This is a genomic window from Bradyrhizobium sp. 141, from assembly GCF_023074055.1.
GTDB lineage: Bacteria > Pseudomonadota > Alphaproteobacteria > Rhizobiales > Xanthobacteraceae > Bradyrhizobium.
Map to the genome: position 1 here is coordinate 62,448 of NZ_JADPKR010000098.1, position 20,511 is coordinate 82,958.

Consider the following 20,511-nt stretch of genomic DNA (forward strand, 5'->3'; position numbering starts at 1 on the left):
ATGGCGAGAGCGAGAAAACAGCCGTTGCCCACCAAGCCGAGCGGTGCGGCCCGAATGTGACGGAACCAAGAAGATTTGTCGCACTGCAACACATCTTCGAGAGTGTTTAACGCCAAACATGCGAGCTTCGCGGTGACGAATACGGAATGAGTCGTTACTGTTCTGCTCATGAGTATGGCCACGACCGATACGCCCAAACCCGAGACGAAGTTCGATGCGGAAGCCTTCGCGATGAATGTCGCGCGGGCGATGGAGAGCGGCGGCAAGGCGCTGGCCGCTTACCTCAAGCCGCGCGAGAGCGGCGAGGTGCAGGATCGGCCGCCGGCCGAGCTTGCGGAGGTCGTCAAGACCTTCACGTCGGTCGCCGAATACTGGTTGTCGGATACGTCCCGCTCTTCCGATCTGCAGACCAAGCTCGCCAAGGACTATCTCGACCTCTGGGGCTCGGCGGTGCGCCGCATGGCCGGCCAGGACGCCCCGCCTGCGATCGCGCCCTCCCCGCGCGACAAGCGCTTTGCCGACCCGGAATGGAAATCGAACCAGTTCTTCGATTTCGTGATGCAGCTCTATCTGCTCACGACCAAATGGGCGCAGGAGCTGGTGCGCGATGCCGAAGGGCTCGATCCGCAGACGCGTCGCAAGGCCGAGTTCTACGTCCAGCAGGTCACCAATGCGCTGTCGCCGTCCAACTTCGTGCTGACCAATCCGGAGGTGCTGCGCGAGACGGTGGCGAGCAGCGGCGACAATCTGGCGCGCGGCCTGAAGATGCTCGCCGAGGACATAGCGGCCGGCAAGGGCACGCTGAAGATCCGCCAGTCCAATCCGGACAACCTCGTCGTCGGCGTCAACATGGCGACGACGCCGGGCAAGGTGATCTACCAGAACGAGACGATGCAGCTGATCCAGTATTCACCGACCACGGAGACGGTGCTGCGCACCCCGCTCCTGATCGTGCCGCCCTGGATCAACAAGTTCTACATCCTCGATCTCAAGCCGGAGAAATCCTACATCAAGTGGTGCGTCGACCAGGGCATCACCGTGTTCGTGATCTCATGGGTCAATCCCGACAAGCGGCTCGGCAACAAGAGCTGGGAAGACTACATGAAGGAAGGCCTGCTCACGGCGATGGACGTGATCGAGAGGGTCACCGGCGAGATGAAGGTGCACGCCGCCGGCTATTGCGTCGGCGGCACGATGCTGGCGACCACGCTGGCCTGGCTCGCCGAGAAGCGCCGCCAGCGCGTGGCGTCCGCGACGTTCTTCGCCGCCCAGGTCGACTTCACCCATGCCGGCGATCTCCTCGTGTTCGTCGACGAGGAGCAGATCGCGGCCCTCGAACAGGACATGAAGACGGCCGGCGTGCTCGAAGGCTCGAAGATGGCGATGGCCTTCAACATGCTCCGCTCAAACGATCTGATCTGGTCCTACGTCGTCAGCAACTATCTGAAGGGCCAGCAGCCGAGCGCGTTCGACTTGTTGCACTGGAATTCCGATGCGACGCGCATGACCGCGTCGAACCATTCCTATTATTTGCGCAACTGCTATCTGGAGAACCGGCTCTCCACCGGCACGATGGTGCTCGACAACACGTTGCTCGATCTCTCCAAGGTCAAGGTGCCCGTCTACAACCTCGCCACCCGCGAGGACCACATCGCGCCGGCGGAATCGGTGCTGTACGGCTCGCAGTTCTTCGGCGGCCCGGTGAAATATGTGCTGTCGGGCTCGGGCCACATCGCCGGCGTGGTCAATCCGCCGGCCTCGAACAAGTATCAGTACTGGACCAACGACAACATCAAGGACGTCAACGTCGCACAGTGGATGAAGGGCGCCGTGGAGCACAAGGGCTCGTGGTGGCCGGACTGGCGCGAATGGCTGCGCGGGATCGATCCGGAGGAAGTCCCGGCGCGCAGCGTCGGCAGCGACGCCCTGCCCCCGATCGAGGACGCGCCCGGCAGCTATGTCAGGGTCCGCGCATAGCGGAATCTTCCGCGCTTTTGTATAGACTCGCGCTCAACGCAGCGACGACAGAGGGATCGAACCATGACGCGCGAATTGTTCTGGCTGACACTGACGGTGATCCTGACCGGGATCCTCTGGATTCCCTATATGGTCAACCGCTGTCAGGTTCGCGGCCTCGGGAGCGTGATGGCCAACCCCACCCGAAACGACAAGGCACAGGCCGACTGGGCGACGCGGCTGATGTTCGCGCACGACAACGCGGTCGAGAACCTCGTGATCTTCGCGCCGCTGGTGTTGATCCTCAACGCGATCGATTATTCCACCAAATGGACCGTGCTCGCCTGCGCCGTCTATTTCTGGTCGCGCGTCGCGCATCTGATCGTCTACGCGCTCGGCATCCCGATCTTCCGCACACTGGCCTTCACCGTCGGCTTCCTCGCGCAGGCCGTGCTGGCATTGGCGATCTTCAAGGTGCTTTGAACGCTCGTCCCGGCACGAGCGATGCCAAGCTGAAGCACGCTCCGATGCTGCAACCAAAAGTTGCGCCACCATGGACTGTTGCCGACGGACGACAGTTCGGGAGAATTAGGCAAAGCGCCGCTCCGCCACTGCGGAATCTCACCCATCCCCGGCTATATTTGCGCATCGCAATTGATTTGATTCGGGGCAGACATGAATTGGAAAATTGCATCCGCGCTCGGCGTCCTCTCGCTCGCCGCCGTCACGACCCAGACCAACGCCGCTGATCTTGCCGCCCGTCCCTACACCAAGGCGCCGCCGATGATCGCCGCGATCTACGATTGGAGCGGTTTCTACATCGGCGCCAATGGCGGCTACGGATCGTCGCGTAAGTGCTGGGACCAGACGGTCGGCTTCGCCCCTGGCGTTGCCGAAGGGTGCCATGACGCAACGGGCGCCGTCGCCGGCGGCCAGGTCGGCTATCGCTGGCAAAGCAGCGCCTTCGTGTTCGGCCTCGAAGCGCAGGGCGACTGGGCCGACCTCTATGGCCGGAATGCCAGCGCCGTGCTCGGCGTCGAGAACCGCACCCGCATCAATGCCTTCGGCCTGTTCACCGGCCAGGTCGGCTACGCCTGGAATAATGCGCTGCTGTACGTGAAGGGCGGTGCCGCCGTTACCAGCGATCGCTACCGCGGCGCCGGTACGGGCGGTCTGGCCGGGGCCGAGTTCGATCGTGCCGACGAGACCCGCTGGGGCGGCGCGGTCGGTGTCGGCTTCGAATACGGCTTTGCCCCGAACTGGTCGGTCGGCCTCGAATACGACCACCTGTTCATGGGCCGGCACGACATCACGCTCACTTCCAACGGCGCGCTGACGCCGGTCGGCACGTTCTCACGCACCGACCGTATCGGTCAGGACGTCGACCTAATCACCGCCCGCATCAACTACCGGTTCGGCGGCCCCCTCATCGCGAAGTACTGAGGTCTCGTGTCCCGGACGCGCTGCAACGCGCAAGCGTTGCTGCGCAGAGCCCGGACCCAGAAGGCCGCAAGCGAAGCAAGAATGGGCCCCGGCTCTGCAGCGCACCGCCAATTGGCGCGGCGCTGCGTCCGGGGCACGAGACTGTCTTACTCCTCCGGCAATCCAAGCATCAGCCGCATGTTTTGCACGGCTGCGCCGGAGGCACCCTTGCCGAGATTGTCGAGGCGAGCGACCAGCACGGCCTGGTGATATTTGTCGCTGGCGAAGACGTAGAGCTCGAGCATGTTGGTCTCGTTGAGCGCTTCCGGCTCGAGCTTGCCGCCCTTGGTCGCCTCGTTCTGCAGCGGCATCACCGAGACGTATTTCGAGCCCGCATAGCGCTTGGCCAGCGCGGCCTGGAGGTCTGCGCCGCTGGGCTTGCCGGGCAGCGTGTCGAGCTGCAGCGGTACCGAGACCAGCATGCCCTGCCGGTAGTTGCCGACAGAGGGAATGAAGATCGGCCGCCGCGTCAGGTTCGAATAGAGCTGCATCTCCGGCAGATGCTTGTGCTCGAAGCCGAGACCGTAGAGCTCGAAGGACGGCGCGCTGCCGTCTTCAAAGCTTGCGATCATCGACTTGCCGCCGCCGGAATAGCCGCTCACCGCGTTGACGGTGACGGGATAATCAGCCGGCAGCAGGCCGGCGTCGACGATCGGCCGCAGCAGCGCGATCGCGCCGGTCGGATAGCAGCCGGGATTGGAAACCTTCTTGGCGGCCTTGATCTTGCCGGCCTGATCCGGCGTCAGCTCGGCAAAGCCATAGGCCCAGTCGGGCGCGACCCGATAGGCGGTGGAAGCGTCCAGCACCTTTGGTGCCGAGGCGCCCATGCTGTCGACGAGCGCGACCGTCTCCTTGGCGGCATCGTCGGGCAGACAGAGAATGACGAGGTCCACCTCCTCCATCAGCGCCTTCTTGGCCGCAGGGTCCTTGCGCTTGTCGTCGGCGATGGTCTTCACCGCAACATCACCCTGGAGCTTGAGCCGCTCGTTGATGCCGAGCCCGGTGGTGCCGGAGCCGCCATCGACGAAGACGGTTGCGGGTTTTTTCGCCGCGCCGGTGATCGGGGCCTTTGTGGTCTCAGCGAGGCTCATGACGCGCTCCTTTCGAGCTTGTTCGTGTCGTGTTCGAAAACTTGCGGCCTTGCCTGCCGCATCAACTGTGAGATCTGCTTGGCGTCGGCATCGCCGGCGCTGAGCGCATTCGCGATCGCCGCATAATCGGCGTCGGATTTGTGCTGGTTGAGCTTGAAGCTGCCTTCGACCTCTTCAACATTCATCACCAGACCCACGATCGCCTTTTTCATCGCTTCGAGCCGGCCCGCCGTCATCTTGCCCGACGTCCACGGTTTCTTCGGCAGCAGCCAGTGCTCGAACTTGTCGCTGAGCGTGTCGATCTGCACCGACAGCTCGTCGTCCGACAACAGCCGCACCGGCCCGCTCAGATGCACCGACTGGTAGAGCCAGGTCGGCACCTGGTCCGGCGAGACGTACCAGTCCGGCGATACATAGGCATCAGGCCCATTGACCGCGAGCAGCCAGGACGCATCGCCGCCCGCAAGCTTTAGCAGCGGATTGTGACGGGCGACATGAAACGCGGCCTGCGGCGTCCCATCAGCGGCGTAGGTCAGATAGAACGGCAGCGGGGAAGCGACCGGCTTCTTTCCGTCAAAGGCGCACATGGTGCCGAAGCCGCGCTCTTCGGCGAACTTCAGGCTTGCGGTGCGGTCCTGCTTGAAAAAGGGTGGCGTGTACATCGTGGTCTCCTGCTGGGCCTCTTTGGGGGGCCGCCGGATCAGATCGCGCTGACAGGAGAGAGAATGCCGCGGATCGGATCCAGCGGCAAAGACGATGATCTCAAACGCGATCGACCGCCCAAACCGCAAGACTGCGGCGGCGGCGACGGGCGAACAGGATGGTCGCGGCGTTGATCATGGCGCGCGGCTATAAGGCCAGATCCGGTTTCCGTCAAGGTTTGGAAGTCAGATCACCCGCCAGATCCATTCCATGATCTTGGCGAGCACGTCACCGAACAGCAGGAGCACGGCCGACCAGACCAGGGCCGAGACGAAATTGGCGGCCTGGAAACTCCAATAAGGCATCTCGAAGATGCCGGCCGCGAGCGGCACCGAGGCGCGCAAAGGACCGAAGAACCGGCCGATGAAGATGCTGGGCACGCCCCAGCTGCGCACGAAAGCCTCGCCTCGGGGCAGGAGTTCCGGATACCGCGAGAGCGGCCACATCTGGGCGACCTTCTCCTTGTAGCGGAAGCCGAACCAGTAGGAGACCCAGTCGCCCAGCGCCGCGCCGAGGCCGCCGGCAATCCAGACCGGATAGAAGCTGATTCCGCTCGCCCCGATCAGCGCACCGATTCCCACCAGCGCGCCCCAGGCCGGGACCAGCAGCGAGATGAAGGCGAGCGATTCTCCGAAAGCGAGCAGGAACACGATCGGAGCCGCCCAGGCCTGGTGAACGCGCACGAAATCGGCCAGGGCGTGCGCAAACTGCTCCATCAAAAATAGCCTTCCGCCCCGTCTCAAGGTGCTGCTCGATGAAAAAGACTGGTAAGCCAAGGGCTTGTGTGACATCAAGTCACAAAACCGGGCTCGGCACAGACCGGCAGGTCAAATTGCCGGGAATTAGAGGGCCTGCGGCGTAAAATCGCCGGGATTGGCCCTCAACCACATCGCCCGGCCCGCCCCTGCGATAACCTTTCCAAGTCAGAAGTGGCATAGTCGGCGCAATCGATTCGCCGCCCATGCGGCCCTCAAAACGCATCAAGATATATGTCCAAACAGTTGAAACCCAAAGCAAAAGACGACTTTTTCGGCGGCGACGAGCCGAAATCCCGCGCCGCCAAGGCGGCGCCGCGCGCGAGCGGCGGGGAAGCCGACTACACCGCAGCCGACATCGAGGTGCTCGAAGGCCTGGAACCGGTGCGTCGCCGGCCGGGCATGTATATCGGCGGCACCGATGAGAAGGCGTTGCATCACCTGTTCGCCGAAGTCATCGACAACTCGATGGACGAGGCGCTGGCCGGACACGCGACCTTCATCGGAGTCGAACTCAGCGCAGACGGGTTCCTCACCGTCACCGACAACGGCCGCGGCATCCCGATCGATCCTCATCCGAAATTCCCGAAGAAGTCGGCGCTTGAAGTCATCATGTGCACGCTGCATTCGGGCGGCAAGTTCGACTCCAAGGTCTACGAGACGTCAGGCGGTCTGCACGGCGTTGGCATCTCCGTGGTGAACGCCCTGTCCTCGCGTCTCGAGGTCGAGGTTGCGCGCGGCCAGAAGCTGCACCGCATGATTTTCGAGCGCGGCCATCCCAAGGGGAAGCTCGAGGACCTCGGCAAGGTCAACAACCGCCGCGGTACGCGCGTACGCTTCAAGCCCGACACCGACATCTTCGGCGCCAAGGCTGCGTTCAAGCCGCAGCGCCTGTTCAAGATGACACGCTCGAAGGCGTATCTGTTCGGCGGCGTCGAGATCCGCTGGAACTGCGCGCCCGACCTGCTCAAGGGCATCGAGGATGTACCGGCGGAAGCGACGTTCCACTTCCCCGGCGGACTGAAGGACTACCTGGCGGCTGCGATCCACGCCGACACGCTGGTGCATCCCGACATTTTCTCCGGCAAGTCCGGCCGCAACGGTGCGCACGGCGCCTGCGAATGGGCGGTGGCGTGGACCGCGGATGCCGACGGCTTCCTCTCCTCCTATACCAACACAGTGCCGACGCCGGATGGCGGCACGCACGAATCCGGCCTGCGCAGCGCGCTTCTGCGCGGATTGAAGGATCACGCCGAGCGCGTCGGCCAGGGCAAGCGCGCAGCCTCCATCACCTCCGAAGACGTGATGGTGGGCGCGGCCGTGATGCTCTCGGTGTTCGTGCGCGAGCCCGAATTCCAGGGTCAGACCAAGGATCGTCTCGCGACCGCCGAAGCGCAGCGTATCGTCGAGCAGGCGATGAAGGATCCGTTCGACCATTGGCTGTCGGGCAATCCGAACATGGCCAACAGGCTGCTCGACTTCGTGATCGACCGTGCCGAGGAGCGGCTGCGCCGCCGCCAGGAAAAGGAAACCGCGCGCAAGACCGCGGGCAAGAAGCTGCGCCTGCCCGGCAAGCTCGCCGACTGCACCGATGCCGGCACCGAGGGCTCGGAGCTGTTCATCGTCGAGGGCGACTCGGCCGGCGGCAGCGCCAAGCAGGCGCGTGACCGCAAGACCCAGGCCGTACTGCCGCTGCGCGGAAAAATCCTCAACGTCGCCTCCGCCGGTAAGGACAAGCTGACGGCGAATGCGCAGCTCTCCGACCTCGTGCAGGCAATCGGCTGCGGCCAGCTCTTGCACTACCGCGAAGAGGATCTGCGCTATCAGCGCATCATCATCATGACCGACGCCGACGTCGACGGCGCCCACATCGCTTCGCTCCTGATCACCTTCTTCTACCGGCAGATGCCGCGGCTGATCGACGAGGGCCACCTCTTCCTCGCGGTGCCGCCGCTCTACAAGCTGACCCACGGCTCGAAATCGGTCTACGCGCGCGACGACAAGCACAAGGAGGCGCTACTCAAGAGCGAGTTCAACGCCAACGCCAAGGTCGAGGTGAACCGCTTCAAAGGACTCGGCGAGATGATGCCGGCGCAGCTCAAGGAGACCACCATGGATCCGAGCAAGCGCACGCTGCTCAAGGTGGTGCTGCTTGCCGACGATCGCGACACCACGGCGGATTCGGTGGAACGCCTGATGGGCACCAAGGCCGAGGCGCGCTTCGCCTTCATCTCGGACAAGGCCGAGTTTGCCAGCGAAGAGTTGCTGGACGTCTGAGCCCTCGGGCCGTCCACTCCGTTCAAGAGCCTCGGCGAGGAGCCGGGGCTCTTTCATTTTGTGGGGGCGCCGCCCTTTGCCGATAACGCCTGCCCGCGGGTCCGCACGCCTTTGAGCGATTCCCTGCGCCGCCACCGCGACTCGGCCAACGACTCACGGCGCTGAGGCTGAGGCGGGACTGCCTCCATTTCGGACAAAGCCGAATGTCCTAACGAAACCTTACCCGAATTCGAGATCTCAAAATCGACACAAATGATTGATTTTGCGTGATTATTTCCGCTTTCGAGAGCTACGCCTCAAATGCCCGCTCAACGGCGTTTTCCGGCAACTGTGCCTAGCCGGCAACAGCATTTCGGCGAGAACCGTCTATAGTCCGGACATCAGATGACACGGACTTCAGCGCGCTCGCGCCTGCTACGACAGACCAAGGTTGGGGATTTTGACATGAAAAAGACTTTGCTCGCTCTAACCGCTGTTGCGGCGATGACCGGTTCGGCCTCGGCCGCTGACCTTGGTGCCCGTCCCTACGTGAAGGCTCCGATGCCGGCGCCCGTCGCCAACTGGACCGGCTTCTACGTCTTCGGCGGTGGCGGCGGCGGCCTCTCGAATGCCGACCAGCACGTCCAGACCACTGTCGGCGCGGTTCCGCTGACGATCGACCAGCGTCAGGGCGGCTCCGGTTGGTTCGGCACCGTCGGCGCCGGTTACGACTGGCAGTTCAGCGGCACCTGGGTCGCCGGTGTGTTCGCTGACGGTCAGTTCGGCAGCATCCGCGCCACCATCCAGGATCCGACCATCGGCATCACCGGCAACCAGAAGCTGGAAACCTCCTGGGCCGCGGGCGTGCGCCTCGGCTGGCTGGTCGCCCCGAACGTTCTCTCCTACGTCAACGGCGGTTACTCGGGCGCCCACTTCGGCCAGACCAACTTCACGACGCTGGGCGGCACTCCCGCCGGCATCCACCTCAACAGCTACAACCGCAACGGCTGGTTCGTCGGTGGCGGTGTCGAGAACAGCCTGAACATCTTCGGCGTCTCTTCGCCCGGCTGGTTCATGAAGACCGAGTATCGTTCGGCCTTCTACAATGCCAAGACTCAGGACGAACTGTTCGACGTCGGCAACGTTGCGGTTGGCAACAGCATCCGCGCCAACAGCTGGAACCAGACGATCTCGACCTCGCTGGTCTACCGCTTCAACTGGACCGGTCCGGTCGTCGCGAAGTACTGATCTGATCTCACGATCAAACGTCAAAGCCCCGGCATTGTCCGGGGCTTTTTCGTTGTGAGCGCGTCGGCAGCCAATGCTCGCCTCCCAACGACGGTCCGCAGCGGTGAGCTGAGCTTCGATCACCCGCACAACATCGGTGATCGCCCTGCCCGCGCATCGCGACATGTGCTGGGATTTGCCTGCGACGGCTTCTGCCGGCGCCGCCATTGTAACCGAACCAAAGCTACGGTTACTGTGCGCCCCAAGCTTTCGAGACCGCAGCATCGTTGATGCCGCGAGTCGCGACGGAAGCGGACCGATGGGGAGGAATGCATGCGCAGATTTCTGCTTGTAGCAGGCCTGTTCGCCCTCGCCGTCGGGCTGCTCTGGATCGGCCAGGGCACGGGCACCGTCCCCTGGCCGCGATCGAGCTTCATGGTCAACCAGCTGCAATGGGCCGGCTATGGCGCCGCCATGGCCGGCTTCGGGCTGGTGCTGATCTGGCAGAGCAACCAATAGAAGAAACCAGGGAATACAAGCATGACATCCAGCCGGTTCGATCTCCGCGGCAAGGTCGCGGTCGTAACAGGAGGCAATGGCGGCATCGGGCTCGGCATGGCGCGCGGCCTTGCCGATGCCGGCGCCGACATAGCCGTGGTCGGACGTAACGAGGCGAAGTCCAACGCGGCCGTCGAAGATCTCAGGCAGCGCGGCGTCAAGGCGATCGCGGTTGCGACCGACGTCACCGACAAGGCCGCGATCGAAGCCATGGTGGCGCGCGCGGTCAAGGATCTCGGCCGCATCGACATTCTCGTCAACAATGCCGGCATGAGCATCCGCAAGCCGCCGCACGAGCTCGAGCTCGACGAGTGGAATAAGGTGATCGACACCAACCTCACCAGCGCGTTCCTGTGCTCGAAGCTCGCCTATCCGGCCTTGAAGGCGTCGGGCAACGGCAAGGTGATCAACATCGGCTCGATGATGTCGATCTTCGGGGCGAGCTTCGCCACCGCCTATGCGGCCAGCAAGGGCGGAATCGTGCAGTACACGCGTGCCTGCGCCAATGCCTGGGCCCCCGACAACATCCAGGTCAACGCGATCCTGCCGGGCTGGATCGATACCGACCTCACCCGCGGCGCGCGGCAGCAGGTATCGGGATTGCACGAGCGGGTGCTGGCGCGCACGCCTGCGGGGCGTTGGGGCGACATCGACGATTTCGCCGGCATCGCCGTGTTCCTGGCATCGTCCGCGTCGAACTTCGTCACGGGCACCGCAATCCCCGTCGATGGCGGCTTCTCGGTGATGGCCTGAGACCGGGGCTACACCACGAAAAAAAGAAGCCCCGGACCAGGCCGGGGCTTTTGAATTTTGGCAGTGCTTTTCTTGATCGTTGGTCGCGTTGCGGTCGACGTGCTCAGTAGCGGGCGATGGTCGGCGCGTCGAACTTGTAGCTCGCGCGCACGACGGCCCACTGGATATCGCGCGGCTTGGCGTCGAAAGTGTAGTTGGTCGTGGTGCCGCCAAGCTGATAGGTCTGGCTGCCGAAAGCCGCGTAATTGTACTCGAGGCCGACGATCCAGTTGCGGGTGACGCCGTATTCCCAGCCGGCGCCGACGGTCCAGCCGTTGGCCCAATGGGTCTGACCGCCCGAACCCGCGGTGCCGACGGTGTCACTGACCGACAGACGGTTGTTCACGCCGGCATAGCCGCCCTTGATGTAGAAGAGGTTGTTCTGCACGGCGAAGCCGGCGCGGCCGACGACCGTTGCCAGAACGTTGGCACGCCAGGAGAACACGTCGTCACCGGTGCCAAACACGGTGTTCGTGAACGAACCCTTGTTGTTGAGGCCGGAGATCGTGCCTTCCATGCCGAACACGTAATTGTTGGCCTGCCAGTTGTAGCCGATCTGGGCGCCGCCCATGATGCCCGAGTTGCGCTGACGGAAACCTTCTCCCGGAGAGAGATCACCGAAGCCGCCACTGTTGCCGTTGTTGATGAACTGCTCGTTGGTCCAGGCGCCACCGATGTGGCCGCCGACGTAGAAGCCGGTCCAGTTGAACAGCGGCTCGACATAAGCGGGTGCCTTGGTGTAGCGCGCGCCGAGATCGGCGGCGGAGGCCGCGCCCGTCGAAACCAGAGCGGTCGTGCAGGCGAAGGCGGCAATGAATTTGTTACGCATGGTACACCCCGTGTCCTTTGATGGGCGCAAGGTCACAGACGGGTGTTACTAAAATTCGAATCAACAAAGTTAACGCGGCGCAGGGGCGCGCGCCGGTCCGCAAATCCCTGGGCGCTGTTGCACGCTAGCAACGCCGCACGCGCGATTTAACGCGGCGTTATCCCTACCGGCTCCCTGCGCTACGATCCGGGCGCGGCCTTCGAATGCACGTGCTCGGGCCGCACGCCGAGCGCAAGCAGGCGCGCCGGAATGCCCTGGAGCCACGGCAGCGCGGTGATGAGGCGCACGATCAGCGGCACTTTGAGCGGCCGATCGCCGCCTTTCAAGGCGCCGCTGATGATCTTGTTCTGCACAATCACCTGCATCCGCTGCGTCATCTTCACCGGGAACTCGCGGCGACGCCTGATAGCATCGAGATCGTTCTCGGACGGACAGCCGTGCTGCAACTTGTCGGCCAGCAGATTGGCGGTCGCGACCGCATCCTGCACGGCAAGATTGACCCCGACGCCGCCAACCGGCGACATCGCATGCGCGGCGTCGCCGATGCAAAGCAGGCCCGGCCGCGTCCAGCGCGCCATGCGGTTGATCGCGACGGTCAGCAGCTTGACGTCGTCGAAGCTCTTCACGTCGGCGATGCCGCCCTTCAGGATCGGCGCCATGCGCACAACGTCGTCGAGCAGCGCCTGCAATCCCCTCGCCCTCACCGCGTCGTATTGTCCCTTGGCGATGACATAGGCGCACTGCCAATAGTCGCCGCGGTCGAAGGTGACCATCATCTTGCCGGGCTCGACGCGCGCGAACACTTTTTCGGTCTCGTCGGGTTTGCGGCCCGCACGGAACCACAGCACGTCCATCGGCACACCGATCTCCTCGACGGCAAGGCCCGCGCGCTCGCGCACCGTCGAATGCCGGCCGTCGCAAGCGATGGTGAGATCGGCTTCGATGTCGATGATGCCATCAGGCGTTTTCGCCCGCACGCCGGCGATGGTCTCGCCGCGGCGGATCAGATCGACCGCCTCCGTGCTCATCATCACCTCGAGCGAGGCAAAGCGCCGTCCGGCCTCGCGCAGGAAATTCAGGAAGTCCCATTGCGGCATGAAGGCGATGAAAGGATATTTGGTGTGGAGCCGGCTGAGATCGGCAATGCGCACCGGCGTGCCGCCGAACAGGCCGTCCATCTTCTGCAAACGCTGATGCGGCAGCTTCAGGAAGCCGTCGATCAGGCCGAGCTCGTCCATGACCTCAAGTGTCGAGGGATGCACGGTATCGCCGCGGAAATCGCGGAAGAAATCCGCATGCTTCTCCAGCACCACGACCTCGATGCCGGCCCGCCCCAAGAGATATCCGAGCATCATGCCGGCCGGCCCGCCGCCGACAATGCAGCAGCGGACTTTCTTGGTCCGGTTCGATTGCTGGTCGGATGTCATTGCAGCCGCGATCCGCGATGTGAGTATGGATCAAGATATGGCGGGCAATGTAACGCCGATTCCGGGTGATCGGCGTCTGAATTTGGATGCGGGATGTCGAACGCTGCCCGGCAGCTCAGGTCACTCCGGCCCGTCCGGTCCCGGGAATAAGCCGCGCCCCCTGATGTTTGCCGCTCGCGAGGCAACAGATAGGCCCGCACGGCGCGGGCCTATCCTGGACGGGAACTGGACTATTTCTGATCTTCATTGCTGGTCCCGCTGCCCGGGCTGCCGATCGGCAACCCGTTGGGCGCATGGCCGGCACCAGAGTTCCGCGCAGCTTGCGCCGCTGTCGGCGACGTGCCGTTCGCAGTCGGCGGCTGAACGTTCGGATTGCTCTGGCTCCTGTTGGTGTTGACGTTGGCTCCGGTGGTGGTGCCCTGCGTCCCCATCCCTGACGGAGCCGAGGGCCCCGAATTGGCGCTGCTGGATGACGTGCCCATTCCAGCACCCGAACTGGCCGCGGATCCCGCGCCGCCGGTACCCGTCCCTGCAGCGGCGCCGGCACTGGCACCACCACCCGCGCCACCGCCGCCTCCAGCACCGCCGCCTCCCTGAGCATAAGCGGACGTCGAAAGCGCAGCGCAGGCGAAGGCTACAAGGATGGACTTGCGGATCATGGATCATCTCCCTGGTTTGGTGGACAATCCAGGGACCCAAGGAGTTGTTCCTTGGTACGTGCTTACCGAACTTCTTTCGCTTCAGTCACGGGATGCCGAAGCCGTCAGCTTTCGTCGCTCTGCCAGAAGCTCAGTGATGGTTGGACGACGACCGCAAATCCTGCAAAGGCTTGGTCCAAGGTGAATTTAACATGCCTCTTGAAGAACAGTTCCGTTAGTCCACTCCCTCGGGGTCGCGACGCAACCCCCCACGGGGTCGCGACGCAACCGACAAGGAGTCATCATCAATTATTACTGCGGTTCGCGCTGCGGAAACTCTTGATCTCCGACACGCTGCCGTCGCGATAAGTCAGCTCCACCGAGACGGATTGCGTAGCGGGAGCGAGCTTCATGTAGAGCGGCATGCCGGCAGTGATCGCGCTGGGGTCGCGCATGTCGCACGGCGGCATCTTCAGCACCTGGTTGGGCACGGCGGTGTCGATGCCGATGCGCACCTCGCGGATGGCGCAGCGATAGGACACGAGGTGCGTGTAGTAGACCAGCAGCCCGTTGAACTCGCGGAACGACAGCCAGCTCGTCGCCGTCATGTCGAGGATCTTGCGCTGGTCGCGGATCAGCGCGGCCTCAGGATCGAACCTGATCGGGAACGGCCCCTGCATGTCGCCGGACTGATCGACATAGCGGACTTCGATGGTGCCGGCCTGAGCATCCGGCGGCAACTCGATCGACGGGTTCGGCATGCGCTTGCGCGTGCGCGGATCGAGCGTATCGATGAAGCCGGTCTCGCGGAAGTCACCCTTGCCGGCGATGCGCCAGGAAATGCCGAGCGCCGGGTCGGCGAAGGAGAACACCACGCTCCAGCCGCCATTGTGCCGCGAGAAGCTCGCGATCGGCGCGTTGGTGGCCTCCTCCTTCGGCAGCTGCGGCACCGACACCGGCGGCAGCGCCGCGAGCTTCTGCGGCGGCGGGTCGTCCGAACGCGCGACGGCATCCTTGGCAAGGCCGCTGAGAAACACGTCGTCGACCATCTGGTCGAAATAGACAGGCACCTGCCTGTGCTTCACGGTATCGGCCATCTCGCTCACGGCCCGGCGGGTGCGCTGCGCCACCTGCACGAGATTCTCGCCGGGCTTGAGCAGCTCCTTGGCGAAGGTGCGCGTGAACACCGAATTGGGATTGGCGTCGTCGTTGGACAGACGATCGAGCGCGGTCTGGCGAGGACCTGCCGAAAACACCGAGAACACGCCTTCAGGCAATTGCATCATCGGCGCAAGTCCGCCGGCGCCGGCGACCGCACGGGTGCCTTTGCGCTCGAACGGATTGTTGCGGCAGGCGTCGAACACCAGGATCGACGTCCGCGCCTTCTTGTTCTGGAGGCGCTCGACGATGCGGTCGGCCAGGATGGAGGCGTCGCGCACCAGCTCTTCCTGCCCTTCGGTCGCCGACGGCACATCAGTGGGCAGCAAATAGTTCTGACCCGCGATCTCGAAGCCGTGGCCGGCGTAGAAGAAGAACGCGGTATCGCCGGGCTCGATCGCCTTGTCGAAGGCGAGCAAGGTCTCGGAGAATTGCTGCCGGTTCTGGTTCTCTGCGACCATCACCGAGAAGCCGAGCTGCTTCAGCGTATCGCCCATGGTGCGGGCGTCGTTGACCGCCTTGAGCAGCTTCGGGACGTTCCTGTAGTCGTTGTTGCCGACGACGAGCGCGACGCGCTTCTCGGCATGGGCGGGAATAGCGAAGCCGCTCAGGCCCGCCACCAGGCCAAGGGCCGCCAGAATTCTGAAAAGCCGACGCGTCATCGCAAAAATTCCCGTTGCAGAACGGCCGCAGGCCGCTTCCTTCGAACAGCAGTTCATTGGATCCCCTGCCGCTGTGTGATAGTCGGCCCAGGCGTAACGGCGGTTCAAGGGACCTGGGCTCCGGTTCCATGATCTGGCTATGGCAGATTCCCACGGAATCTGCTCTTTCTAGGGCAATTGCGCTGCAAGCGGGGGCTGCCGTGTATCGCTGGTGTACCGACGAGGTCGAGCCGAATGATCGCTTCGACTATTGGCGCGAGGTGCGTTCCAAGGGATTGTTCGGCGTCACGGCCGAACTCGAGCGCGAACGGCGCGCGGACTTCTTCGGCGAATTCTCGCTGCTCCAGCTGGGCGGCGCCGGCCTCGTCGAGCTGAAGGCCTCGCCCTACACGGTGGAGCGCAGCACGACCGACATCGCCTACGCGCCGGGCGACGCCATCTGCGTCTACCAGCAGCTCGGCAGCGGCGGCTGGTTCGGCGGCATGCGCGGAAGCGACTTCGCGATCGCCAACGGCAGCTTCGCCACCAGCCATACCGACCTGCCCTACCGCACCACGCCGCTGGGCGCCGGGGGCTTCCACCTGCGGATCCTGAAGATCCCGCTCAGCAGCATCCCGGCGCAGGACAAGCGCATGCGCGAGCTTTCGCCTCGGACGTTCGGCGATCCGACCCTGGCGCCCCTGCTCGGGGCCTGCTTTGCCGAGCTCGGTGAAGCCTCCGCGGATCAGGCCAGCGATGCGACCTCCCTCGTCCAGGCTTTGGCCCATCTGGCGCTGATCGAGCGCGGCATCGTCAGGCCCGGCACCCGGCGCGGACAGGCCGCGCTGCGGGCCGCACGCCTCTCGCAGGCCCGCCGCCTGATCGCGTGCCACCTGCAAAACCCGGATCTGGCGCCGGCGATGGTGGCTGATGAGCTCGGCGTGTCCGTGCGCCACCTGCACATGCTGTTCGAGACTGCGGAGAAGAGCTTCTCGCAGACCGTGACGGACGAACGCCTGAAACAGAGCCGCCGCCTGATGCGCGAGGCGCCCGAGCGGCTGATCGCCGACGTCGCGGCCGCGTGCGGCTTCGAGAGCCTGGCGACCTATTACCGGGTCTTCAACGCCGCCTACGGCATGGCCCCCGGTGACTTCCGGGCCCAGGGCTCGGATGGGCGTTAGCCGCCATTTTGGCGGCTCCGGCCGGAGCGCGGGGCCGGGTGAAAAACCCCAGTCGCGCCCGCTATTTGGTGAAAACCTCAGGTTTTTTAGGGCCTTCCCGCGCCCGCTCCATTGACTTTGGCCGATTCCCGCCTATGTTCCGGGGCGACGCGGCTCAGATCGAAGAGCGATTCCTGAGCCTTGCGCTTTGTCCGCGTGAGTCAGCACCCCCAGCTTCTTTGAGAGCGCGCCGTTTCGGGGTGGAACGCGACAGCCTTAATCATCCTCGATTCCGAACGGCGGTTTCGACCAGAGGCTCAATGTCCTTTTCAAATCTCGGACTGTCCGAAAAAGTCCTCGCCGCAGTGGCGGCCACCGGTTACACCACCCCCACCCCCATTCAGGAACAGGCGATCCCCCACGTCCTCGCGCGCAAGGACGTGCTCGGCATCGCCCAGACCGGCACCGGCAAGACCGCGGCCTTCGTGCTGCCGATGCTCACCATCCTCGAAAAAGGGCGCGCTCGAGCCCGCATGCCGCGCACGCTGATCCTCGAGCCGACCCGCGAGCTCGCGGCCCAGGTCAAGGAGAACTTCGACCGATACGGCGCCGGCCAGAAGCTCAACGTCGCGCTCCTGATCGGCGGCGTTTCCTTCGGAGACCAGGATGCCAAGCTGACGCGCGGTGTCGACGTGCTGATCGCCACCCCTGGCCGCCTGCTCGACCATACCGAGCGCGGCGGTTTGCTCCTCACCGGGGTCGAGCTGCTCGTCATCGACGAAGCCGATCGCATGCTGGACATGGGCTTCATCCCCGACATCGAGCGCGTCTGCAAGCTCGTCCCGTTCACGCGGCAGACCCTGTTCTTCACCGCGACCATGCCGCCGGAAATCCGGCGCATCACCGAGACCTTCCTGCACAATCCGCAGAAGGTCGAGGTGTCCAAGCCCGCGACCACCGCCGTGACGGTCACGCAGGTCCAGGTGCCCGCCGGGCGCGAGGCGCACGAGAAGCGCGACCTGCTGCGCCGCCTGCTGCGCGAAGCCAAGGACCTCAAGAACGCGATCATCTTCTGCAATCGCAAGCGTGAAGTGGCGATCGTTCACAAATCGCTTCAGAAGCACGGGTTCAGCGTCGGCGCCCTGCACGGCGACATGGACCAGTCGGCCCGCACCGCCGCACTCGAGCAATTCCGCAAGGGCGAGCTGCCGTTGCTCGTCGCCTCCGACGTCGCCGCCCGCGGCCTCGACATTCCCGAGGTCAGCCACGTCTACAATTTCGACGTTCCCCATCACGCCGACGATTACGTTCACCGCATCGGCCGCACTGGCCGCGCCGGCCGCACCGGCACCGCGATCTCGATCGTGACGCCGCTCGACCAGAAGTCGATGGTGGCAATCGAGAAGCTGATCGGCCAGAGCATTCCGCGCGCCGAAGGCAATTTTGAAATCCACACCGAAGCCTCCGATGCGACCGAGCGTCCGCGCGAGTCGCGTGGCCGCGAACGCTCACGCGGCGGGCGCGGCAAACCGCAGCGCGGCCGCGACCGTGAGCGCAGCCACGAGCCGCGTGGCGAGGCAAGACATGCTTCCGAAGCAAGACAAGCTTCCGAGGCCGGACATGCGTCCGAAGCCAAGAGTCCTTCGGAGGCAAGACAGCCCGCTGAAGCAAGGCATCGTTCCAGCGACAAGCGCAGGGCGGAGCCGCGTCACGACGCGCGCCAGCCGGCCAATACGGCGCATGTGCCGTCGATCGGCCGTCCCGAGCCCCGCCGCCAACGCGAGGCCGACACCGAGCCGGGCGATCACTCGCATCTGCCGGCGTTTCTGCTGCGGCCGGTTCGCTCCCCCGCCGGGGCCTGAAGCGCGACGCGCTCCAGGTTTCGGTTGAGCAAACCCGCCGCACAATTTTTTAGATGCATTCGTGAACGTATATTTACGGGGCGTTCACGATCGTCCGTTAGCCTACGAACATAATTTAAGCATTGCTGCGGTCGACGGCGCACCGACCGCTGTGGGGTATGTTCCGTGGTCAAGGTTCTCGACGAACACGAACGCACGATGGCGTTCGCCGAGGTAGCGCTCGGTCAGATCCGATCGCTGCGACAGACGGCAATTCCCCGCAATTACGAGATCTGGTACGTCTACGCCACCGGCTACAACGCGCCACTCAACAAGATCGTCAACGAGACGCTGGCGCGCAGCGGCAAGCTGACTGAAGCCGATCTCGAGCAGATCTACGAAACCTATCTCTCCCACATCAAGACCACCGACCGCATCGACAAGGTCGGCGCGCGCGTCATCGGCGAGATCGACGACGTGATGAAGGTCTTGGGCGATGCACTCGGCATGACCGGCTCCTACGATGCGAGCCTGTCGGACGCCACCGAAAAACTCTCGTCGGCCAAGAGCCGCGAGCAGATCAAGTCGATCGTCGAAACGCTGCTGCGTTCGACCAGCGAGATGCGTGAGACCAACAAGGCGCTGGAAGACCGACTGACGCTGTCGAAGAACGAGATCAGCAATCTGCAGCAGAGCCTGGAGGCGATCCGCGCGGAGAGCTTGACCGACCCGCTCACCGGACTCGGCAACCGCAAATATTTCGATCGCATGATCGATATGGCCGTGCAGAGCGCACTCGCATCGGGTGAGCCGCTGTCGCTGCTGTTGTTCGACATCGATCACTTCAAATCGTTCAACGATTCCTACGGCCATCTGACCGGCGATCAGGTGCTGCGGCTCGTCGGCCTTTCGCTGAAGCAGACCATCAAGGGCCAGGATATCACCGCACGCTATGGCGGCGAGGAGTTCGCGGTCGTGCTGCCCAACACCGCGCTGCGTCAGGCCCTCACGGTGGCCGACCACATCCGCCGCGCGGTGATGGCGAAGGAATTGAAGAAGAAGTCCACCGGCGAGATCCTCGGCCGCGTCACCATCTCCGTCGGCGTCTCCATGCTCAAGCAAGGCGACGACACCGATGCGCTGATCGAGCGTGCGGATGCCTGCCTCTACGCCGCCAAGCGGAACGGCCGCAACCGCGTGATCTGCGAAGCCGATCCGGAATACGCGGTCGAGACGCATAGCCGGGTGGCGTGATGGAAGCAGCGCGGTCGAAAAATGCCTGCGCTTGACTTTCCCGCCTGACGAACGACATCTTCCTCGCCGCCTCAAAGCGCCCGATCGCGAGGACTTGTCGTCTTGCCCAACCCCCACGATTTCCACACGCCACAACCGTCCTACACCAGGGACGAGCTGCTGAGATCGAGCGAAGGCGGCTATTTCGGCCCCGGCAATGCGCAATTGCCGGCTCCGCCGATGCTGATGATGGACCGTATCACCGAGATCAGCATGGACGGCGGCGCGTTTGGCAAAGGCCATATCGTCGGCGAGCTCGACATTGTGCCGGACCACTGGTTCTTCGATTGCCACTATCGCGGTGACGCGATGATGCCCGGAAGCCTGGGCCTGGACGCGATGTGGCAGATGATCGGCTACTGGCTTGGCTGGTCGGGCTCACCGGGCAAGGGCCGCGCCATCGGCGTCGGCGAGGTCGAGTGCACCGGCACGATCACGCCGGACGCGCGATGCGTGCGCTACGAGGTGACCATGCGTCAGGTCCGGCGCGGCAAGCTGGTGCTCGGGATCGCCGACGGCCGCGTGCTTGCAGACGGCGTCTGCGTCTTCACGGCCAAGGACATGAGGGTCGGCCTGACCAAGGCCGTGGACTGAGCATCAGGTCTCGTAGCAACCATTAAATGGCGGCGGTGTTTTGAGCCGACGGATCGCCTGCGCCTGCCATGATGACGCCGTGCTCGCGTCCGTCAAGGCGTGGCCTGGCGG

18 protein-coding genes are annotated in these 20,511 nt (G+C 64.1%); 11 read left to right on the forward strand and 7 right to left on the reverse strand.

Annotated features, from left to right (window positions below; all coding sequences use genetic code 11):
- The first annotated feature begins 168 nt into the window (after positions 1–168).
- The 3 genes from phaC (at position 169) to IVA81_RS30300 (ending at position 3,399) form a co-directional block, all read left to right on the forward strand.
- The gene (phaC, locus tag IVA81_RS30290; RefSeq protein ID WP_247324768.1) at positions 169–1,977 is read left to right on the forward strand and encodes a class I poly(R)-hydroxyalkanoic acid synthase; all 1,809 of its coding nucleotides are present in this window, start codon (positions 169–171) and stop codon (positions 1,975–1,977) included.
- Between the two features lie 63 nt (positions 1,978–2,040).
- Positions 2,041–2,439, forward strand: a complete 399-nt coding sequence (locus IVA81_RS30295) for an MAPEG family protein (protein ID WP_247324771.1) — start codon at positions 2,041–2,043, stop codon at positions 2,437–2,439.
- Between the two features lie 192 nt (positions 2,440–2,631).
- Positions 2,632–3,399 (forward strand): outer membrane beta-barrel protein, encoded by a 768-nt coding sequence (locus IVA81_RS30300; protein ID WP_247324773.1) that lies wholly within the window; start codon positions 2,632–2,634, stop codon positions 3,397–3,399.
- A gap of 146 nt (positions 3,400–3,545) precedes the next feature.
- On the opposite strand, the gene argC is transcribed toward IVA81_RS30300, so the two are convergent.
- The 3 genes from argC to IVA81_RS30315 all read right to left on the reverse strand — a co-directional run bounded on the left by argC (position 3,546) and on the right by IVA81_RS30315 (position 5,947).
- Complete coding sequence (gene argC, locus IVA81_RS30305) at positions 3,546–4,529, reverse strand: N-acetyl-gamma-glutamyl-phosphate reductase (protein WP_247324775.1); 984 nt, start codon at positions 4,527–4,529, stop codon at positions 3,546–3,548.
- A complete protein-coding gene (locus IVA81_RS30310; protein ID WP_247324777.1) occupies positions 4,526–5,191 on the reverse strand; it encodes an FMN-binding negative transcriptional regulator in 666 nt (221 codons plus the stop codon). The genes argC and IVA81_RS30310 overlap by 4 nt, the downstream gene beginning before the upstream one ends.
- 225 nt (positions 5,192–5,416) lie before the next feature.
- Positions 5,417–5,947 carry a DedA family protein gene (locus IVA81_RS30315; RefSeq protein ID WP_247324779.1) on the reverse strand — a complete coding sequence of 177 codons (531 nt, stop codon included), beginning with the start codon at positions 5,945–5,947 and terminating at the stop codon, positions 5,417–5,419.
- Positions 5,948–6,220: 273 nt separating this feature from the next.
- On the opposite strand from IVA81_RS30315, the gene parE reads away from it, so the two are divergent.
- The 4 genes from parE to IVA81_RS30335 all read left to right on the forward strand — a co-directional run bounded on the left by parE (position 6,221) and on the right by IVA81_RS30335 (position 10,780).
- Positions 6,221–8,263 carry a DNA topoisomerase IV subunit B gene (gene parE / locus IVA81_RS30320; RefSeq protein ID WP_247324781.1) on the forward strand — a complete coding sequence of 681 codons (2,043 nt, stop codon included), beginning with the start codon at positions 6,221–6,223 and terminating at the stop codon, positions 8,261–8,263.
- A gap of 444 nt (positions 8,264–8,707) precedes the next feature.
- On the forward strand, positions 8,708–9,490 hold the full coding sequence (locus IVA81_RS30325) for a porin family protein (protein WP_247324783.1): 783 nt from the start codon (positions 8,708–8,710) through the stop codon (positions 9,488–9,490).
- A gap of 312 nt (positions 9,491–9,802) precedes the next feature.
- Positions 9,803–9,988, forward strand: a complete 186-nt coding sequence (locus tag IVA81_RS30330) for a hypothetical protein (RefSeq protein WP_027557870.1) — start codon at positions 9,803–9,805, stop codon at positions 9,986–9,988.
- A gap of 21 nt (positions 9,989–10,009) precedes the next feature.
- Entirely contained in the window at positions 10,010–10,780 is a 771-nt protein-coding gene (locus IVA81_RS30335) for a glucose 1-dehydrogenase (protein ID WP_247324784.1), read from the forward strand.
- Between the two features lie 103 nt (positions 10,781–10,883).
- Here the strand turns inward: IVA81_RS30335 and IVA81_RS30340 are convergent, their stop codons facing one another.
- The 4 genes from IVA81_RS30340 to IVA81_RS30355 all read right to left on the reverse strand — a co-directional run bounded on the left by IVA81_RS30340 (position 10,884) and on the right by IVA81_RS30355 (position 15,533).
- Positions 10,884–11,648 (reverse strand): outer membrane beta-barrel protein, encoded by a 765-nt coding sequence (locus tag IVA81_RS30340; RefSeq protein ID WP_247324785.1) that lies wholly within the window; start codon positions 11,646–11,648, stop codon positions 10,884–10,886.
- Positions 11,649–11,827: 179 nt separating this feature from the next.
- Positions 11,828–13,075, reverse strand: coding sequence for an FAD-dependent oxidoreductase (locus tag IVA81_RS30345; RefSeq protein ID WP_247324786.1), 1,248 nt, complete (start codon positions 13,073–13,075; stop codon positions 11,828–11,830).
- Between the two features lie 230 nt (positions 13,076–13,305).
- Positions 13,306–13,734: a hypothetical protein gene (locus tag IVA81_RS30350; RefSeq protein WP_247324787.1), complete on the reverse strand. Its 429-nt coding sequence runs from the start codon at positions 13,732–13,734 to the stop codon at positions 13,306–13,308.
- Positions 13,735–14,018: 284 nt separating this feature from the next.
- On the reverse strand, positions 14,019–15,533 hold the full coding sequence (locus tag IVA81_RS30355) for a caspase family protein (protein ID WP_247324788.1): 1,515 nt from the start codon (positions 15,531–15,533) through the stop codon (positions 14,019–14,021).
- Positions 15,534–15,733: 200 nt separating this feature from the next.
- On the opposite strand from IVA81_RS30355, the gene IVA81_RS30360 reads away from it, so the two are divergent.
- From IVA81_RS30360 to fabA, 4 genes are all read left to right on the forward strand, one after another.
- The gene (locus IVA81_RS30360) at positions 15,734–16,693 is read left to right on the forward strand and encodes a helix-turn-helix transcriptional regulator (protein ID WP_247324789.1); all 960 of its coding nucleotides are present in this window, start codon (positions 15,734–15,736) and stop codon (positions 16,691–16,693) included.
- Between the two features lie 299 nt (positions 16,694–16,992).
- Positions 16,993–18,534, forward strand: a complete 1,542-nt coding sequence (locus IVA81_RS30365; protein WP_247324790.1) for a DEAD/DEAH box helicase — start codon at positions 16,993–16,995, stop codon at positions 18,532–18,534.
- A gap of 165 nt (positions 18,535–18,699) precedes the next feature.
- A complete protein-coding gene (locus tag IVA81_RS30370) occupies positions 18,700–19,767 on the forward strand; it encodes a GGDEF domain-containing protein (protein WP_247324791.1) in 1,068 nt (355 codons plus the stop codon).
- 102 nt (positions 19,768–19,869) lie between these two features.
- The gene (fabA, locus tag IVA81_RS30375) at positions 19,870–20,400 is read left to right on the forward strand and encodes a bifunctional 3-hydroxydecanoyl-ACP dehydratase/trans-2-decenoyl-ACP isomerase (RefSeq protein WP_247324792.1); all 531 of its coding nucleotides are present in this window, start codon (positions 19,870–19,872) and stop codon (positions 20,398–20,400) included.
- Positions 20,401–20,511 lie beyond the last annotated feature (111 nt).

Coding starts and splice junctions, on each gene's coding strand:
- phaC (WP_247324768.1), top strand. CDS start 169: ATGAGTATGGCCACGACCGATACGCCCAAACCCGAGACGAAGTTCGAT.
- IVA81_RS30295 (WP_247324771.1), top strand. CDS start 2,041: ATGACGCGCGAATTGTTCTGGCTGACACTGACGGTGATCCTGACCGGG.
- IVA81_RS30300 (WP_247324773.1), top strand. CDS start 2,632: ATGAATTGGAAAATTGCATCCGCGCTCGGCGTCCTCTCGCTCGCCGCC.
- argC (WP_247324775.1), bottom strand. CDS start 4,529: ATGAGCCTCGCTGAGACCACAAAGGCCCCGATCACCGGCGCGGCGAAA.
- IVA81_RS30310 (WP_247324777.1), bottom strand. CDS start 5,191: ATGTACACGCCACCCTTTTTCAAGCAGGACCGCACCGCAAGCCTGAAG.
- IVA81_RS30315 (WP_247324779.1), bottom strand. CDS start 5,947: ATGGAGCAGTTTGCGCACGCCCTGGCCGATTTCGTGCGCGTTCACCAG.
- parE (WP_247324781.1), top strand. CDS start 6,221: ATGTCCAAACAGTTGAAACCCAAAGCAAAAGACGACTTTTTCGGCGGC.
- IVA81_RS30325 (WP_247324783.1), top strand. CDS start 8,708: ATGAAAAAGACTTTGCTCGCTCTAACCGCTGTTGCGGCGATGACCGGT.
- IVA81_RS30330 (WP_027557870.1), top strand. CDS start 9,803: ATGCGCAGATTTCTGCTTGTAGCAGGCCTGTTCGCCCTCGCCGTCGGG.
- IVA81_RS30335 (WP_247324784.1), top strand. CDS start 10,010: ATGACATCCAGCCGGTTCGATCTCCGCGGCAAGGTCGCGGTCGTAACA.
- IVA81_RS30340 (WP_247324785.1), bottom strand. CDS start 11,648: ATGCGTAACAAATTCATTGCCGCCTTCGCCTGCACGACCGCTCTGGTT.
- IVA81_RS30345 (WP_247324786.1), bottom strand. CDS start 13,075: ATGACATCCGACCAGCAATCGAACCGGACCAAGAAAGTCCGCTGCTGC.
- IVA81_RS30350 (WP_247324787.1), bottom strand. CDS start 13,734: ATGATCCGCAAGTCCATCCTTGTAGCCTTCGCCTGCGCTGCGCTTTCG.
- IVA81_RS30355 (WP_247324788.1), bottom strand. CDS start 15,533: ATGACGCGTCGGCTTTTCAGAATTCTGGCGGCCCTTGGCCTGGTGGCG.
- IVA81_RS30365 (WP_247324790.1), top strand. CDS start 16,993: ATGTCCTTTTCAAATCTCGGACTGTCCGAAAAAGTCCTCGCCGCAGTG.